The organism is Lactococcus sp. LG606, assembly GCF_017309645.1.
Taxonomy (GTDB): Bacteria; Bacillota; Bacilli; order Lactobacillales; family Streptococcaceae; genus Lactococcus; species Lactococcus petauri.
In genome coordinates this window covers 581,616-597,538 of record NZ_CP071301.1, presented here as the reverse complement: position 1 = coordinate 597,538, position 15,923 = coordinate 581,616, and the positions used below count along the sequence as shown (strand labels likewise).

At 37.8% G+C, this 15,923-nt stretch carries 19 protein-coding genes; 1 reads left to right on the top strand and 18 read right to left on the bottom strand.

Annotated elements, in window-relative coordinates; translation table 11 throughout:
• Positions 1-15 precede the first annotated feature (15 nt).
• Positions 16-1,158: a GGDEF domain-containing protein gene (locus J0J35_RS02990; RefSeq protein WP_206917654.1), complete on the bottom strand. Its 1,143-nt coding sequence runs from the start codon at positions 1,156-1,158 to the stop codon at positions 16-18.
• Positions 1,159-1,371: 213 nt separating this feature from the next.
• Between J0J35_RS02990 and J0J35_RS02985 the strand changes: the two genes are divergently transcribed.
• A complete protein-coding gene (locus tag J0J35_RS02985) occupies positions 1,372-2,208 on the top strand; it encodes an Rgg/GadR/MutR family transcriptional regulator (RefSeq protein ID WP_206917650.1) in 837 nt (278 codons plus the stop codon).
• 23 nt (positions 2,209-2,231) lie between these two features.
• On the opposite strand, the gene J0J35_RS02980 is transcribed toward J0J35_RS02985, so the two are convergent.
• From J0J35_RS02980 to J0J35_RS02900, 17 genes are all read right to left on the bottom strand, one after another.
• On the bottom strand, positions 2,232-2,900 hold the full coding sequence (locus J0J35_RS02980) for an SDR family oxidoreductase (protein ID WP_206917648.1): 669 nt from the start codon (positions 2,898-2,900) through the stop codon (positions 2,232-2,234).
• A gap of 127 nt (positions 2,901-3,027) precedes the next feature.
• Positions 3,028-4,017 carry a GMP reductase gene (gene guaC / locus J0J35_RS02975; RefSeq protein WP_019292704.1) on the bottom strand — a complete coding sequence of 330 codons (990 nt, stop codon included), beginning with the start codon at positions 4,015-4,017 and terminating at the stop codon, positions 3,028-3,030.
• Between the two features lie 172 nt (positions 4,018-4,189).
• Positions 4,190-4,825, bottom strand: a complete 636-nt coding sequence (locus J0J35_RS02970; protein ID WP_206917643.1) for a TIGR01906 family membrane protein — start codon at positions 4,823-4,825, stop codon at positions 4,190-4,192.
• A gap of 1 nt (position 4,826) precedes the next feature.
• Entirely contained in the window at positions 4,827-5,606 is a 780-nt protein-coding gene (locus J0J35_RS02965) for a TIGR01457 family HAD-type hydrolase (protein WP_017369295.1), read from the bottom strand.
• A complete protein-coding gene (locus J0J35_RS02960) occupies positions 5,603-6,364 on the bottom strand; it encodes an acyl-[acyl-carrier-protein] thioesterase (RefSeq protein ID WP_019292707.1) in 762 nt (253 codons plus the stop codon). The genes J0J35_RS02965 and J0J35_RS02960 overlap by 4 nt, the downstream gene beginning before the upstream one ends.
• Positions 6,365-6,480: 116 nt before the next feature.
• Positions 6,481-6,921: a cytidine/deoxycytidylate deaminase family protein gene (locus J0J35_RS02955; RefSeq protein WP_004257543.1), complete on the bottom strand. Its 441-nt coding sequence runs from the start codon at positions 6,919-6,921 to the stop codon at positions 6,481-6,483.
• Between the two features lies 1 nt (position 6,922).
• Positions 6,923-7,258 (bottom strand): arsenic metallochaperone ArsD family protein, encoded by a 336-nt coding sequence (locus J0J35_RS02950; protein WP_019335855.1) that lies wholly within the window; start codon positions 7,256-7,258, stop codon positions 6,923-6,925.
• Positions 7,259-7,377: 119 nt separating this feature from the next.
• Positions 7,378-9,021 (bottom strand): FAD-dependent oxidoreductase, encoded by a 1,644-nt coding sequence (locus tag J0J35_RS02945; protein WP_206917640.1) that lies wholly within the window; start codon positions 9,019-9,021, stop codon positions 7,378-7,380.
• A 10-nt stretch (positions 9,022-9,031) separates the two neighbouring features.
• Positions 9,032-9,316, bottom strand: a complete 285-nt coding sequence (locus tag J0J35_RS02940; protein WP_117518040.1) for a rhodanese-like domain-containing protein — start codon at positions 9,314-9,316, stop codon at positions 9,032-9,034.
• Between the two features lie 171 nt (positions 9,317-9,487).
• Positions 9,488-9,625: a hypothetical protein gene (locus J0J35_RS02935; protein ID WP_014024702.1), complete on the bottom strand. Its 138-nt coding sequence runs from the start codon at positions 9,623-9,625 to the stop codon at positions 9,488-9,490.
• Positions 9,626-9,627: 2 nt separating this feature from the next.
• On the bottom strand, positions 9,628-9,834 hold the full coding sequence (locus J0J35_RS02930) for a hypothetical protein (protein WP_019335858.1): 207 nt from the start codon (positions 9,832-9,834) through the stop codon (positions 9,628-9,630).
• A gap of 18 nt (positions 9,835-9,852) precedes the next feature.
• Positions 9,853-11,334 (bottom strand): PTS sugar transporter subunit IIC, encoded by a 1,482-nt coding sequence (locus J0J35_RS02925; protein WP_004257558.1) that lies wholly within the window; start codon positions 11,332-11,334, stop codon positions 9,853-9,855.
• 46 nt (positions 11,335-11,380) lie between these two features.
• Positions 11,381-12,478: a DUF871 domain-containing protein gene (locus tag J0J35_RS02920; RefSeq protein ID WP_019292712.1), complete on the bottom strand. Its 1,098-nt coding sequence runs from the start codon at positions 12,476-12,478 to the stop codon at positions 11,381-11,383.
• Between the two features lie 39 nt (positions 12,479-12,517).
• The gene (locus J0J35_RS02915; protein WP_019293481.1) at positions 12,518-12,841 is read right to left on the bottom strand and encodes a PTS sugar transporter subunit IIB; all 324 of its coding nucleotides are present in this window, start codon (positions 12,839-12,841) and stop codon (positions 12,518-12,520) included.
• Between the two features lie 290 nt (positions 12,842-13,131).
• Positions 13,132-14,139, bottom strand: a complete 1,008-nt coding sequence (eis, locus tag J0J35_RS02910; protein ID WP_206917637.1) for an enhanced intracellular survival protein Eis — start codon at positions 14,137-14,139, stop codon at positions 13,132-13,134.
• A gap of 4 nt (positions 14,140-14,143) precedes the next feature.
• Positions 14,144-14,569, bottom strand: coding sequence for a DUF3284 domain-containing protein (locus tag J0J35_RS02905; RefSeq protein ID WP_019292715.1), 426 nt, complete (start codon positions 14,567-14,569; stop codon positions 14,144-14,146).
• Positions 14,570-14,652: 83 nt separating this feature from the next.
• On the bottom strand, positions 14,653-15,918 hold the full coding sequence (locus J0J35_RS02900; protein WP_206917636.1) for a dihydroorotase: 1,266 nt from the start codon (positions 15,916-15,918) through the stop codon (positions 14,653-14,655).
• Positions 15,919-15,923 lie beyond the last annotated feature (5 nt).

Genomic DNA, 15,923 nt, shown 5'->3' with positions numbered 1-15,923 from the left:
AAAAATCATTTTTTTCTATTTAAAGTAAACTTGATTTTTCCCGTTTTCTTTTGCAATATATAAATGCTTATCGACACGATAGATGGCTTGGTCACGTGTTACTTTATCCGTAATTTCAAACACCCCGACTGAAATTGATGTTTTAATAGTGTTAGAACTCGCGTGAAAGACATATTCGGAAATTTCCTTGGCTATCTGCTCCATAATATCACGTACGACTTCTCCTTTGCGATTGCGAAAAAGAAGAAAGAATTCATCACCACCATAGCGGAAAAGTTGCCCGTTTTCTCCTGTTTCTCTTAAATACTTTTTGATGAGCATACAAATTTCTTTTAATACATAATCACCTGAGCTATGCCCATAATGATCGTTAATGTGTTTAAAATTATCAATATCAAAAAAGACTAATGAAAATTTGGAAATCTGATCACTGGCGAGGATTTCATCCATCGTTTCTTCAAATTTTCTCCTATTATATACATTGGTCAGTGCATCAATATAAGTATATCGTTTGTACTTTGCATACTCTCCTACAATAGAAGAAATATCCAACAAAATAAACTTGGCAATCACAAGGAGTATAAATGTTTTCCAGAAAATTTCTAATGAATGTATCAAACTAAAAGCAAATTCGGAAAGGAATAAGAGCTGCACAGAAACAACCAGACTTAAACCTATCAGCATCATTTTACCATAACTTTGCATTACAGCCGTTTGATTTTTGGCAATAAAATAGAGCGTCAGCCAAAAAAGACCCAGAGATAAGGTAACTAATAAAATCGACTTCCAATGAAAACCATAGTTGTAAATATAAAACAGATAGAAAATAGTAAATAGCGGAAGCATAGCATATTCTATTTTTTCATAATGCGTAACAATACAATAATCGACTGCAATAGCAATAAAAATGAGCGAAATATCACTCAGTAAATAACCATAAGCACCATCCTGAGCTATTTCAATAAATAATAATTTTAAAAGAAAAATCCATAATGTAAAATTACTCGAATAGAACCAAAAGGCAGAGTAAGGATTTTCAGCGTATTTACTGCGATGGATGATATTTTTAGTGAGAAATATTCCACCTAAGATTGCCGGAATCAAAAATAATTTGGCAAAAAAATAAGGCCCCAGTATTTCTTTGATAAGATCCATCATCTTCACCTCTATCCTTTTGATGAAAAAGAAAAGTGGCTTTTCTTCTTCTGCTTCTTACAATATATTATAATATAATAAATAATTTTATCTTTTCATATCGTTGCATAAAAGCAACGATATTCTTTATCGTCACGTATTTGATAACACTTTAATTTTTTGTTGCATTTTCTGATAGTATAGCTATAACTGCCACTATGAATGACTGGAGATTTTATGGTATATAAAAAATTTGGATATGTTTTTCGACAAATACGTGAGCAAAAACATATCTCCTTATCGGACTTTTCTTCTATAGGAATCTCAAAAGCCACCCTTTCTCGTTTTGAGCGAGCTGAAACCATGATGAATTTTAAAAAAGTCGTACAAGCTTTGCAACTGATGGGGATTGGGCTTGAGGAATACGAATACCTTTTAAACGATTATGCACCCAATGAATCAGAAGCCCTTTTAAAGGAAATCGAGATGGCTTTTCTTAAACAAGATAAAAAAGCACTTGACAATCTCTATAAAGTCGCTTTTGAAGCAGGCTATCCTTATATCTCCTTAGCAGCAAAAGCTTCATATACTGAATTAAGTTCAGAAAATATTGATACAATCACAGATTATCTCTATGATATCAAAGTTTGGGGCCAGATTGAGCTTTATGTATTTTACTTTACAATGAATAAATTAAGCATACGCGATATTTTATATATTCTTGACTTATTCCTCTTAGAAAAAAAGCATAAAATATTTAACTCCGTGAAATATCTGGAAATTTTTGTTTGTGCATGCTGTCGTGCTATAGCACTCTTAGCAAGCAAAGGCTACCAAGAATACAGTGCACATATTCTCAATCGGGTTGAATCACTAGAACTCGTACAATCGATGTTTTTGCGCAATCTCCTTAACCTCTCCAAAGGTTTCTGGACCTATCGTTTCAAAGATGAAAAGGCTGGAAATACGATGATGCTTCAAGCATTAGAAATATTTCATCAAATTGGTAGTCAAGAAATTGCCCAATATTATCAGCAACAATATGACATTCATGTAAAAAAAGTGAACGTGTGATTTAAGTCACACGTTCATTTCTTTTAATCCTTTAAATTTTTGACGGCTTCATCGATCGGAGTGACTCCACTGACCACTTCAAATTCTTTTCTGATGGTCACGTCGTTTACCAACGTTTCCAAAATAACTTTAGCCACATCTTCTCGCGGAATTCCTCCTGCTTCCACATGGCTTGCTAATGCTACCTTACCAGTACTTTCTTTGTCTGTAAGCATTCCAGGATGAATAATTGTCCAGTCTAACTCTGTTCGTGTTTTGAGCCATTCATCCGCATAATTCTTTGCAATCGTGTAAATCTTAAGCGAAGAATCTTCTTGAATTTGACGTGTAATTTCTTCTCTTCCCACTCGGAAAGTGCTGACCATAACAAAACGTTTGACCTTTGCTTTTTCGGCTGCCGTCATAATTTTAACCGCTCCATCTAAGTCAATCATAATTGTTTTATCCAATCCAGAACCACCTGCGCCGGCACTAAAAACAACAGCATCAACGTCAGACATTGCTGCAGCAAATTCTTCAATTGAATTATTGACAATATCCAAGATTATAGTTTCAATCTCTAATTGGTTAAAAAATTCCTGTTGTTCTTCTTTACGGATAACAGCTTTTTCTTGAAGTTTAGGATAGTCTTTTAGGTTTTTGGCTAAATGTTTCGCCACTTTTCCATTTGCACCAACGATAAGTACTTTCATATCTCACCCTGCTTTCTTTTTCTATCTTTACTAACATTCTACATCATCTTCTACTTGGATTCAAAAATAATTAACTTTCTACTATTTAATATAAATAAAAAAACTGTCACTAGACAGTTTTTATCTTTTATAATGAATCACCGTTCCAAATAGAATTTTTCACGATAACATAATCGACTTTACGTAATGCATTAAGATCACGTCCACCGGCGTAAGAAATAGAGCTTTGGAGATCTTCTTGCATTTCTTGAAGTGTATCTTTCAATGCACCTTTGTGTGGCAAAAGAATTTTCTTTCCTTCAACGTTTTTGTGTTCACCTTTTTGGTATTCACTTGCTGAGCCAAAATATTCTTTGAAAAGTTTGCCATCTTGTTCAATAGTTTTACCAGGTGACTCTTCGTGAGCTGCAAAGAGTGAACCAACCATTACCATTGTTGCACCAAAACGAACAGACTTAGCAATATCACCGTGCGTACGGATACCACCATCAGCAATAATTGGTTTACTTGCTGCTTTTGCACACCAGCGTAAAGCTGCAAGCTGCCAACCGCCTGTACCAAATCCTGTTTTTACCTTAGTGATACAAACTTTACCTGGGCCAATCCCAACTTTCGTTGCATCAGCACCAGCATTTTCTAACTCACGGACAGCTTCTGGTGTTCCTACGTTCCCCGCAATAACAAAAACTTGTGGCATCAAACGCTTGATGAGCTGTACCATTTCAATAACAGAATTGGCGTGACCATGCGCGATGTCAATTGTAATATAATCTGGAATTGTTGCTGTTTCTGCCAACTCACGTACAAACTGACGTTCATTGTCTTTAACACCTACAGAAATTGATGCAATCAAACCTTGAGCATGCATTTTTTCAATAAAGTCTTTACGTGTACTTTCTTCAAAACGATGCATGATATAGAAATAACCTTGCTTAGCTAACATTTCAGCAATATTTTCATCAATAATTGTTTGCATATTTGCTGGAACAACGGGAAGTTTGAAAGTGTGATCCCCCAACTTAACTGACGTGTCTGCTTCACTACGACTGTTAATAATACACTTATTAGGGATAAGTTGGATATCTTCGTAATCAAAAACTGGAACCATTGTGTTCATAAGAATGCCTCTTTATTCATTTGTTATTACAGAATACCGACCGAGTTTCCGTTATGGACAACCTCGCTAGTTTGGCGATAAAAATCTCTGCAAACCAAACCTTCCTTATTTATTTTAACGCATATTGATAAAAACAAAAGAAAAAAAACTGATTTCATATCAGTTTTACATCTCATCGTTCGGTTTTACCGAAAGTTTTCTTTTGCAGTCTTTTATTTCCTGACCAGTAAAGGAGGAAAAAAATTAATTCAAAAAGGATGACAAATAGAATAAAAGTGAACATAAAATAGTTCTCCGTCAAGACATTAATGATCGGATCTGTATCGGGATTGAAGAGCCAGGTGTCATCTCGGAAAAAAATCTCATGGAAATAGATAAAAAAGTTATCAAATCCAATCAAGGCAGCAACCAAACCAATAAACAAAGGAGTTCCCATCACAAAACGTAGGCCATTATGATAGAGAATGGCTAAATGTTCTTTCAAAAATAAGATGAGCGCGGGACTCAGGACAAGCGCGAGTCCTAAAGCAAGCATAAAGAGCTTTTTCACATCCTTAAAATGCTGTAAAGCATCGGGAGACGAAGGAAAATCAGGCATCTGTAACACACTTTCAAATGGATTAACCAGATAAGTCATCAGAACATTAAAGTTATTTCTTAGTACTTCTGCTGAAAGTCCTGATATCTGGGTCAAATTTTCCAAATGAATATCTATGTAAAAGAGTGGGACAGCCAAAAGTAAAGTTAAACTTACTGCTGCGGCAATCCCCCATAAAATAAGAGACGCAAAAATCAAGCGATCACGCATCTCAAACTTCCCAATGTTCTAAACTTGAAACAACGTGTGTCGGTGGTATTGGAAGTCCAGGAACCTCTTCAGGTTTTGTAAAGCCTGTTGTAACAAGCAAACTGTCGATACCATTATCAATACCTGTACGAATATCTGTTAAATAATTATCGCCAACCATTAAAAGATCTTCTTTAGGAATGCCCATTTTTTCGACTGCTTTTTCCGCAATAATCGCCTCAGGTTTCCCAATAAAGGTTGGTTGAACACGGGTAGCTGCTTCAATCATTTTAACCAAAGAGCCAGCTCCTGGCAAAAGTCCTCGTTCGCTTGGGAGGTTCAAATCTGGATTTGTGCCGATGAATTTCGCGCCTTTATGTATAGCAAGAGTTGCCAAAGCAAGCATTTCATATGTCAAGTCAGAATCCAAAGCAACAACAACATATGCTGGATTTTCACGATCCTTTTTATAGCCTGCTTCATAGATTGCTTCTTTTAAGCCATCTTCACCAATAATATAAACAGTCTTCTCCAAGCCTAAATCGTTCATATAATCGACTGTAGCTGCACTTGCTGTATAGATAGTTTCTAAAGGTGTATCAATATTAAACTGTGTAGCCAAACGTTTTTGGACCACTCGTGGGGTTTTTGTCGTATTATTTGTTAAAAACAGATAAGGAACTTTCGCTTCTTGCAAACGATGAACAAAGTCTTCCCCTGCAGGAATACGATGATTGCCCATATAAATCGTGCCATCTAAATCAATCAGATATCCTTTATACTTTTTGTAACCTTTTCTCATTTTCGTTCATTCTCCTCGCTTATTTTTGACCACTCAATCTCAATATTAGCATTATCTACACCATCTTTCCTAATAATATGGCAAGTGGTGTCTCCTTGAAATTCAAAAACAGGATGAATAAACTCATGATTGCCATAAAGGAGTTCGTGATTATAGCGAATATATATTTTTTTAGGTTCGTATGCCATACGGAAATCATAGTCCAACTGATCAACAGCCCAGTCGAAATATTTAGCATTGTTCACATGTCCATTCATATCCAGATCAGAGAAACGAATTGGAAAAGCTAGGCTGCATTGCGCTTGATCAGACAAGGTAAGATATTTGTGAGGACGAACAATTTTGCTGACTTTTGGTGCCTCATAAGGTGCCACAATCTCATCAACAACACGTTCTACCTTACGTGTATCTTTGTTCATCAAAACCCAAGTTGAACTTATTTTTACTAAGGTTTCGCCAGCTGTATTTTTGAAAATAAAGTCACGATAACAAAAGAATTTATTGTAAGACGTGGCTTCTGTTTCAATTGTAATCTGGTCATTAAACTCGGGTAAGCGATGAACCTGAACTTCGTGCTCGATAACAGCCCAAAATAGATTGAAGTTATCACAAATCCATGTGTCGCTACGGTCTAACGTATAAGACTGCTCTCCCGAAATTTGAAGTGCTACGGCAAGAAGATCTGATATTTTCATCTTGCCTCGTGTGTCGCTCTCATAAAAAGCGACTTTATGTGTTTGACTGTATTTTATTCCCATTTATTTATTTTAGCAAAAACAGACATAAAAAGCTCAAGTAAGAATAAATTTTACAGATAAACTTAGGGAACCGTTTTTTACGTTAAAATAAAAAAACCAGCATGATTTCTGGATTTTTATATTTTTTCAACTTGAATACCTAAAGTTTCAATCAACTCTTCCTCATAAGGATTTTTAGCATGGTATTCATTGATATATTTGATATGTTTTACACCCGATGCCAAGACGAGCTTCAAGCAAGCGATACAAGGGAATAAAGTCGTATAAAGAATTGCTCCCTCTGGTGAAACACCGTGCTTTGCTGCTTGGGCAATTGCATTTTGCTCCGCGTGAACAGTCGCAATGCAATGTCCGTCTTTATCTTCCAGACACCCTACATCTGTACAATGCGGCATAAGTGCTACAGAACCATTATAGCCTGTCGAAAGAATTTGCCCATCCGCAGTCACGAGAAGAGCACCAACTTGAGCGTGCGTACAGGTAGAGCGTTTAGCTACAACTTCGACGATTTCTTTAAAATATTCTTCCTTGCTTGGTCGTTGAAAATTTTCGATCATTTTATCCCTTTCCACAGTTACAATTGCCACACTGACATTCTCGTGTTCTAATATCTTGAAAACTCAAACCCGTAATCTCCGTCAAATCTTCCATATCAGGGTAAGCGCCAATCGTCATAATTTCTCCATCTACCAACATCAAAGGCAAAGCCGCTTCCATTTTTTTCATTGCTTGATTGACAACAGGATGATGCGCAAAGATGTCCGCATCTTCAGCTAAGTTATAGCGTACTGTTTGCAACTCGGCCTCTTCTGTTTCTTTACTAAAGGCTTCAAAAACCTGAGCAAGAGCTGCACTCGCTTCTTCTGGCTTTTCTTCATATAGTTCAAGTCTCATGACTTCCCCAAATCTAACAAATATTTTTTAATATTATACCATAAGCAGCCTACAAATTCATTAAAAATTTCAATAAGAAAAAAGGACTATCCTAAAATAATCCTTTCGTTCAGTTTGAGTTAAATGTCCTTCACCTTACTGTACAAGCCATAAGCTCCATCAAGATTTTCTACTTTAAAGCCTTCTTGTTTCAAGATACGTTCAGCTGTATAAGAGCGAAGTCCTGATTGACAGCTGACAATGTATTCTTTATTTTTATCTAATTTGTCCATACTTTGGCGTAAATCGTTTAATGGTATATTTATCGCTTCTTTAAAACCACCACGCGCCACTTCATTTTCTTGACGCACATCTAAGAGTACTTTACCTTGGGCAAGTTCTGCTTCGAGCTGATGCCACTGAATGTTATCTGACAAGCCCATAGCAATATTCATAGCCGCATAACCAATCATGTTCACAGGATCCTTAGCAGAGCCAAATGGTGGCGCATAGCTCAATTCAAGTTCTGGTAAATCAAAAACCGTCATCCCTGCTTTAATCGCTGTTGCCAAAACATCAATACGCTTATCTACACCTTTTTGCCCAACTGCTGATGCTCCATAGATATGACCACTTTCTGGATTGAAGATAAGTTTGAGAAGAATAGAGCTTGCGCCAGGATAATAACCTGCGTGATCATTAGCTGTGATATGCACAGCCTTATATTTTAAGTCCGCATCTTGTGTCTGCTTCTCTGAAAGTCCAGTAGAGGCAGCTGTCAAACTGAAAGTTCGAACAATAGCTGTTCCGATACTCCCTTTATTTGTAACAGGTAATCCTGCTAAGATATCTGCAACTTGACGTCCTTGGCGATTAGCTGGGCTTGCTAAGGAGATAAGTGCATCATTACCTGTAATCTGATTTTTAACAAGAATGGCATCTCCCACAGCATAAATATCAGGCACAGATGTTTGATATTGCTCATCGACAAGAATTGCTCCTCTCATTCCAAGCTTAACCCCCGCATCAGTAGCAAGTTTTGACTCCACTTGAATCCCCACAGAAAGGATAACCACATCCGTACTAAGACTGTCGCCATTTTCCAGAATAACCGTTTTTCCTTGGTCTTGGAACTCTACAACAGACACACCCGTGAGTACTTTCAAGCCATTATGTGTCAACTCTTCTTCAATATGAACGGCCATTTCCTGATCAAGAGTTGGTAAAACATGATTGGCTTTTTCGATGATTGTAACCTCTAAACCAAGTTTTCGTAAGTTTTCAGCCATCTCTAGACCGATGAAACCCGCGCCAATAATCAATGCTTGCTTGCGGTGCTCCATTTCCATATAGTTTGTGATTTTATCTAAGTCAGGAATGTTACGTAGGCTAAAGACATTATCCGCTTCCGCTAAACCTTTTATAGGCGGAATAAAAGGACTTGCGCCAGGTGACAAAATCAATGCATCATAATTTTCCGTGTAGCTTGTCCCATTCGATACTACAGTAATTTCTTTATTATCCGGCTCAATAGAAACCACTTCAGATTCAGGACGAACATCTAAATTAAAACGCTGTGCCAGACTTTCAGGTGTTTGTAGGATAAGTTTATTTCTTGATTCGATTTCACCAGAGAGATAGTAGGGGAGCCCACAGTTTGCAAAAGAAACATATGGTCCTTTATCAAAAACAATAATTTCTGCATCTTCTTTTAAACGGCGTAATCGAGTGGCTGCACTCATGCCACCGGCAACGCCCCCAACGATAAGATATTTTTTCGTCATTTTCTTCCTCTTATTTTTCTAATTCTTGATCCCAAGACAGAATACCACCTGTAACATTCGTAGTTGCCACTCCTTGTGCCTCTAGGAATTGACAAGCGCGCATAGACCGCATACCACTTTGACAAATAATATAGCTCTCATCTTCTATCTCTAAGTATCTTTGCTCTAAAACACTCAGGGGTATGTTGATTGCTGTTGGCACATGTCCTTCAAGATATTCGTCCTCTTCTCGAACATCAATCAGTACAACTTGACCGAGTTTCTCTTTTAATTGCTTCGTTTGGATTGAACGCATAATTCTCTCTCCTCAAATTTTTGATATATCCATTATATACCCTTGGGGGTATTTAGTCAAAGGATGAGATTTGCCTCAAACCATAAAGCTTATACTCACTTCTTTCATCTTATAACGCTTCTGCTTTAAAGTCAAACATAATAAAAGACCTGCCGTAGCAAGTCTTTTTTATTATTCTTCTTTTTTCTTCTTTTGTCGTGCAAGTATAAGCATGACCACAGATAGAATAAAGAGTGTACCTCCAAAACTCCAGTTTTGATAAGCTAGAAGTAAGAGTGACAAACTAAGTAATGCATATATCCAAGCCATATTTAAACCTCCTCGACGTTAAAGAATAATGCTGAACCAAATGAACTTTGTTTAATTAAGCGTTTTGCAGTTTGAGCATCCGTAGCTAAGTCGCTATTCGGACCTCGAAAATAGAGTTTCAATCCCTTTTTTTCCTTATAAGTAAATCCATTTTCTTCTAGAAGTTGAATTACTTTTTCTTGCATCATAGCTACATTAACAATAATCATTGGGTTCCTTTCTGTTTTTTATAATTCAGGTTCTTCCATCTTGTTTGCTGCAATAACGAATGGTGTCCAAATAGCAAAGGTGACAAGTAAGTTGACAATTGCTAAGATAATTGCACGCCAGTCAAATCCTGTAGCAAGGAAGGCATTCATAATTGGTGGTGTAACCCATGGCACAGCACTGACAACTGGATCTACCCAATGAAGCATCGTTGCAACATAGGCGATAATAACCGCTACCAATGGAGCAATTGCAAATGGGATAAAGAAGATAGCGTTCAGTACAATTGGCATACCAAAGAGTACAGGTTCATTAATATTGAAGATACCTGGTGCTAAACCAAGACGTCCCACTGTCTTATAATCTTTACGTTTAGAGAAGATCAGAATGGCAAGGATTAAGGTAATTGTACCACCAGAACCACCAAACCAGACGAAGGCATCCCATGAACCACGAACCCAAAGACTGACATAGTCACCATTAATCGCATGTGCTTTATCAATCGCACCACGCGCTACTAAGTCACGAATACCGTCTGAGTGAACTTGGAAGTAAAGGGCTTGGTTATTAAGACCAAGTGGAAGCCAAATCCCATCAAGAGCAGGTGCCAAGACGTTTGGTCCATGAAGTCCAAAGAACCAGAAGATTGAAACGAAGAGTGTAACAATAAGAACTGAGAAAATATTTTGTGAGAGAATTTGGAAGGGTTCTGCAATATAGTGTGTAATCAAATTAATTACAGAATCATGTGTCAATTTATCAATAACATAGTAAATCAAGCTCACAGCGTAGATTGCAGCAATCGTTGGAATAATCGCAAGGAAAGCTTTTGCTACAGCCGGTGGGACTGACTCAGGCATCTTGATAGTGATATCTGCTAACATAAGTTTAGCATAAATAATCACCGCAAGGGCACCCATAATGATAATCGTAAAGTAAGCACCAGCATCCATATGTGCGGCAGCAAAGAGTGGCTTCCATGCTGCGAGACCTTGACCAGTCAATACACCATTGATTTTGTCTGTTGCAGCTACGCCGGCATCGCTCACACCCAAAGCATCCAAGAATTTAGGCATTTGGTTTGGCAAACCAGCAAAGAGAGTGGCAACTGCTACAACACCACCTGCAAGGTCATTGACACCATAAGCACGGGCCAAATTGTAACCCCAAGAGAAAGCAAAGATAAGACCAATAACTGTCAAAGTCCCTTGGTTGACAAGTGTTGAAATGTTATTCAAATCGCCAATGATTGGTGTATTAGCAAGCGTCCAAACATCTTCTGGTGCGAGTTGGGCAAACTTGGTTGGACCCAAAACCATTTGTTGAATGGACTGTGGGAATGTTGTGACGATGGCTGATACCATCGCTGCAAGGGCACCTGTCAGTGTTGCTGGCAGGATACCAATGAATGAGTCACGCAAGGCAACCAGGTGCTTTTGCGACCCGATTTTTGCTGCTACTGGGACGAGATATTTCTCCATCCACATCGTAATTCCGTTCATAGAATTCCTCCTAAAATTTTAATTTATTTGCGTATAAGGTTATAAATTATAGCTCATCACTTTCAATAAATTTAAACGAACTCCAAGGCTTGATAAAGTCAAGTAAGAACATTTCGTCTTCCGCGATATGTCCAACAACATTGACCCGGCCATCATTTTTCATTTCCTTCAGAGCAATTTGGGTTTCCCCCTTATATTGACCATATCCATCATTGTCAATAATCACATCGCCTGGTTTTATAGTATCTGTATCATGTGGCGGAAAATCCAAGTCTTTGTAAATAACGCGAGTCATGGTTGAACGTAGCATGTACTCTGAGCGGTCGCCACGATAACTATGCGTAGCCTCAAAGACACATTTTCGTTCATTTTCCGTCATCGTAGCTCTTGGCACAACTTTGAGTTCTGGCATTTGCGCATGGAAAACTTCTGCCATTGTTTTAAGCTCTGCTTCACTCGCATAAGCATTAGCAATAGTAATATCATCAATACCATCTAAAAGCTTATAATGTTTTACTTGTGTCTTCAAGCTTAAGTCACGATGATCCTCTAAGGTACATAAGCCATCTTGTGTGGGCCACGGTCCAAATGTTGCTTCATGAGAATTAACAAACACCATAGTATTTAAATTATACTTTTTGAATTTCTCGGTACATTTCACGTAATGATCAAACGCTAGACCTGTGTAACGGTGAGGATAGAAATTATGACTGCCAAGTAAGTTTTCAATGTTAGGCGAGTAATCCATGATACTGTCCACATAACTTGTTCCCTGACTCATATTAATCTCAATCTTAAGATTATAAGGGTTGCGCGTCATACGTGCTTCCTCAGCTCCTGTAAATCCGAGGTCTAAACGAATACCATCAGCACCCATTTCATCAAAGAAACTTAAATCATCATAGCTAATGTTAAGTTGTTCAAATAAGGCGGGATTAATGTCTACCATGACTTCCATACCAAGACTATTAGCATAAGCAATCACTTTCGTAAAGCCCTCAAGAACTGCTTCCTTATCTCCTTTGATTTCTAAAAGTGAGGTAAAGACACGGGTGTAACCATATTGGTGCGCTAAGTCTAAATAGGCTTTATCAGCTTCAAAGTTGGAACGTTCCGGATAAATCGAGATTCCTAGTTTTCCCATAATACTCCTTTCTTTATCTAGAATTTCTACAAATTCTCTTTATCCATTCATTAATGCGTCAGCGGCTGCTACAACATTTTTTCCATTCATCATGCCGTAATCTTGCATTTTAATCACATCACAAGGAACATCAACTGCTGCTGCTTTTTTGATGACTTCATTTTTCATGTAAGCCACTTGCGGACCGAGAAGCAATACATCTGGTTTCTCTGAGCCAGACAACATGTTGTCAATTTCAGCTACAGACTTTGCGTAGATTTCATAATCTTTTCCTGCTTCTTGTGCAGCTTGTTGCATTTTTGTCACGAGTAATGATGTTGACATACCTGCTGCACAGGCTAATGCAATAACTTTTTCTGCCATTTCTATGATCTCCTTCTTTTTATCTATACCAATAGTATAGCGGTTTCAGAAAGCGATTTCAAATATAATTTGTCCAAACAATATTAAGCAAAAAAACAAGTATTTTTTAATGAAACCCTTATTTTTAGCGCTTTCATTTTCTTCAAACCATTAAAAACTTTAATTTTCCGGCTGATTTCTGAAACATGTTACAAATTTAGAAACAAAATCGTGTTATTTTTTTAGTTTTAATTAATAAAAACACCAAATCTTACAAAAAAAGTTAAGATTCGGTGTTTAGTTTGACTATTTTAAAAATATTCACGAAGAATGGCTTTATTTTCTCGTAGTACACGGGCAGTAAATACTCCAATGGTCATTTCCTCTGGTTGGTCTGTGTCAGGGCCCACACAGATATTATTTTGTGGCAAAATATCATCAACAATACGGGCAGAAAATTCAGGCTGACCGTTCACTTTCAAAAATGCTTGCAGATTAACAATACGAGCTTGCATATAAGGTTGCAACTGTAGCTCTATGCGTGATGGTTCAGCCAAATCATATTCGAGGAAAACATTTGAAGGAGCAGTCCATTTGATGACTTCAAAACTTGCAGCGTGGCTTGAGACAAAACGATAAAGTGCATCTTGAGCTTCTTGGGTCAATGTAATACATTCACGAATTACAAAAGCCGTACCTGCAAATTCATAAATTAAGTAACCTAGGACTCTGCCATTTTCCTCATAAGTCGCAAAGAAGGGCTGTGCTTTATACTTGAAATAGTATTCCCAAACATGTTGTGGACGGACTAGTGAACCTTGGTTATAGACTTGATCATGGACCTCAGCCACTTCTTCCAAAAGCTTCTCACTTACAGTGCGGCGCTGCACTTGACCCACTGTTTTTTTGCCTTTAGGAAATTCTTGTGCAGGAATCGTATATGCTTTTTGGTCAAAAGCGTAATGATAACCAAATTGTCCGTAAAACTGATAAGAGAAGGGAGCCAGATAGCTTAAGGCGGTGCCAGCTTCATAGTTGTCTTCTAAAATATCGGTCATGAGTTTACGAATGCTGCCGTTTCCTCTAAATTCTGGGTAAGAGGCAACATAACCAATTCCCGACATCTTTAGCTTTGCATCCTTCCAATAGACCCTAAAAGAGGTATCGATAATCATAGAGGATAGCTCATCGTTTTCCCAGTAACTGTAAGGTTTTGAAAAACTTAAAAGTTTATCAAACGCTTCTTCTCGCTCCTTACTCCGGGGCTTATTAAAAGCATAAGTCGCTAGGGCTAAAAGTTCATGCTGTTTCTTTTCCATCTTTTCACTTCCCACCACTATAAGCTTGTTCAATGTGATTCAAAATAGCGACCATCTGACGTTTTTTCCAGTGTCCCAGAAGCGTTCCGACAAACATATCATTTAATTTTTGAATCATTCCGCTGGAAGTACGGCTTTCCTCAATAGTTATCTCTGTTTTCTTATCATCAACAGGATGAAAATTCCAACGTGTATTGAATGTATTACGGATAGTTTTCGTGGTAAAAGCATACTTATTGGCTTTCACAACTTCATCAATCGTAATAGTTCCATGTTGGTTTTTGCCAAATGTTTTTGAGTATTCAAAGCCATTAAGAGACTTGATGTCAGGTCTGTGCCCAGTATTTTTTTCGATATCGTAAAGTGATGAATCCAGAATCTGATTGTAGACAAACTCGACAGGAGCATTAATTGTTTTACTGATTTTCATATGAGATTTCTCCTATTGCTTAGAATAAAATTTATTAAACATTAAAATCATTTTAACAATTTATGTAAGCTCTTGCAAGATTTTTATGGGCGGTAAACAATTTCTCCCGAACAAATCGTATATTTGACTTGTCCCACAAGTTCTTGGTCGATAAATGGTGAGTTACTTGCCTTGGAATCAAAGTTTTCATCCACTTTATAAGTATTATGAGCATCAAAAATAGTAATGTCAGCCGGTCCACCTTCCGCTAAATATCCCGCATCAAAACCATATAATTTGGCTGGATTAACAGTCATTTTCGCCAGCAATTGAGCCAGTTCAAGATGTCCAGGAGTAACCAAATGCGTAAGCCCCAGTTGCAAAGAAGTTTCTAAGCCGATCATTCCGCTCGGTGCTTCAGCCAAAGCAACATTTTTTTCTTCATGGGTATGTGGCGCATGATCTGTCGCAATAACACTAATCGTGTTATCTTTCAAGCCTTCCAAAATTTTCGCAATATCTTTTGTTTGACGCAGTGGAGGATTAAGCTTTGCATTTGTACCAATCTCTAGGACAGCTTGCTCTGTCAATGAAAAATGTTGTGGTGTAACTTCAGCACTAACTTTTGCGCCCATCTTTTGCGCAAAACGAACTAAATCTACACTTTCGCCTGCAGACAAATGTTGAATATGTAAACGCGCTTGAATATCCAAAGCCAACATTGCATCACGTGCAATCATACTGTACTCAGCCACCTTTGTCGCTCCTGTTAGACCACATTGGTGTGCCACTTCGCCTTCATTGATTCCAAGCGTATCCACTAAGTTGGGATCTTCCTCGTGAATAGAGAGCAGACTATCCGTTTCCTTGGCTTTCTTCAAAGCTTCATGCAAGACCCCTGAATCACTCAGTGGAATACCATCATCTGAAAAGCCAACTGCGCCTGCCTTTAACAAAGCATCAAAATCCGTCAAATGTCGCCCGTCAAAATCTTTGGTAATAGAAGCAATGGACTTAATATGAATTTTCTCTTCATCTGCAAGTTTCAGTGTCTCTACAAGCACTTCAGGACTCGATAAAATCGGTTTAGTATTTGCCATCATTACTACTGTCGTAAAACCACCACGTGCTGCAGATAAAGCACCAGTGTGTATCGTCTCTTTATGCGTTTGACCTGGTTCACGAAAATGAACATGAATATCGATGAGCCCAGGAGCAACAATCATGTTGCTGGCATCAATAATATCTGCACCTTCTTCTTCCAAATCTTGGGCAATACGAATAATCTTCTTATCTTTAACTAACACATCAGCAACTTGATCAAAACCGGACTCAGGATCGATTACACGGCCGTTTTTTATGAGTATCATCTGTT

Coding starts and splice junctions, on each gene's coding strand:
- J0J35_RS02990 (WP_206917654.1), bottom strand. CDS start 1,158: ATGATGGATCTTATCAAAGAAATACTGGGGCCTTATTTTTTTGCCAAA.
- J0J35_RS02985 (WP_206917650.1), top strand. CDS start 1,372: ATGGTATATAAAAAATTTGGATATGTTTTTCGACAAATACGTGAGCAA.
- J0J35_RS02980 (WP_206917648.1), bottom strand. CDS start 2,900: ATGAAAGTACTTATCGTTGGTGCAAATGGAAAAGTGGCGAAACATTTA.
- guaC (WP_019292704.1), bottom strand. CDS start 4,017: ATGAACACAATGGTTCCAGTTTTTGATTACGAAGATATCCAACTTATC.
- J0J35_RS02970 (WP_206917643.1), bottom strand. CDS start 4,825: ATGCGTGATCGCTTGATTTTTGCGTCTCTTATTTTATGGGGGATTGCC.
- J0J35_RS02965 (WP_017369295.1), bottom strand. CDS start 5,606: ATGAGAAAAGGTTACAAAAAGTATAAAGGATATCTGATTGATTTAGAT.
- J0J35_RS02960 (WP_019292707.1), bottom strand. CDS start 6,364: ATGGGAATAAAATACAGTCAAACACATAAAGTCGCTTTTTATGAGAGC.
- J0J35_RS02955 (WP_004257543.1), bottom strand. CDS start 6,921: ATGATCGAAAATTTTCAACGACCAAGCAAGGAAGAATATTTTAAAGAA.
- J0J35_RS02950 (WP_019335855.1), bottom strand. CDS start 7,258: ATGAGACTTGAACTATATGAAGAAAAGCCAGAAGAAGCGAGTGCAGCT.
- J0J35_RS02945 (WP_206917640.1), bottom strand. CDS start 9,021: ATGACGAAAAAATATCTTATCGTTGGGGGCGTTGCCGGTGGCATGAGT.
- J0J35_RS02940 (WP_117518040.1), bottom strand. CDS start 9,316: ATGCGTTCAATCCAAACGAAGCAATTAAAAGAGAAACTCGGTCAAGTT.
- J0J35_RS02935 (WP_014024702.1), bottom strand. CDS start 9,625: ATGGCTTGGATATATGCATTACTTAGTTTGTCACTCTTACTTCTAGCT.
- J0J35_RS02930 (WP_019335858.1), bottom strand. CDS start 9,834: ATGATTATTGTTAATGTAGCTATGATGCAAGAAAAAGTAATTCAACTT.
- J0J35_RS02925 (WP_004257558.1), bottom strand. CDS start 11,334: ATGAACGGAATTACGATGTGGATGGAGAAATATCTCGTCCCAGTAGCA.
- J0J35_RS02920 (WP_019292712.1), bottom strand. CDS start 12,478: ATGGGAAAACTAGGAATCTCGATTTATCCGGAACGTTCCAACTTTGAA.
- J0J35_RS02915 (WP_019293481.1), bottom strand. CDS start 12,841: ATGGCAGAAAAAGTTATTGCATTAGCCTGTGCAGCAGGTATGTCAACA.
- eis (WP_206917637.1), bottom strand. CDS start 14,139: ATGGAAAAGAAACAGCATGAACTTTTAGCCCTAGCGACTTATGCTTTT.
- J0J35_RS02905 (WP_019292715.1), bottom strand. CDS start 14,569: ATGAAAATCAGTAAAACAATTAATGCTCCTGTCGAGTTTGTCTACAAT.
- J0J35_RS02900 (WP_206917636.1), bottom strand. CDS start 15,918: ATGATACTCATAAAAAACGGCCGTGTAATCGATCCTGAGTCCGGTTTT.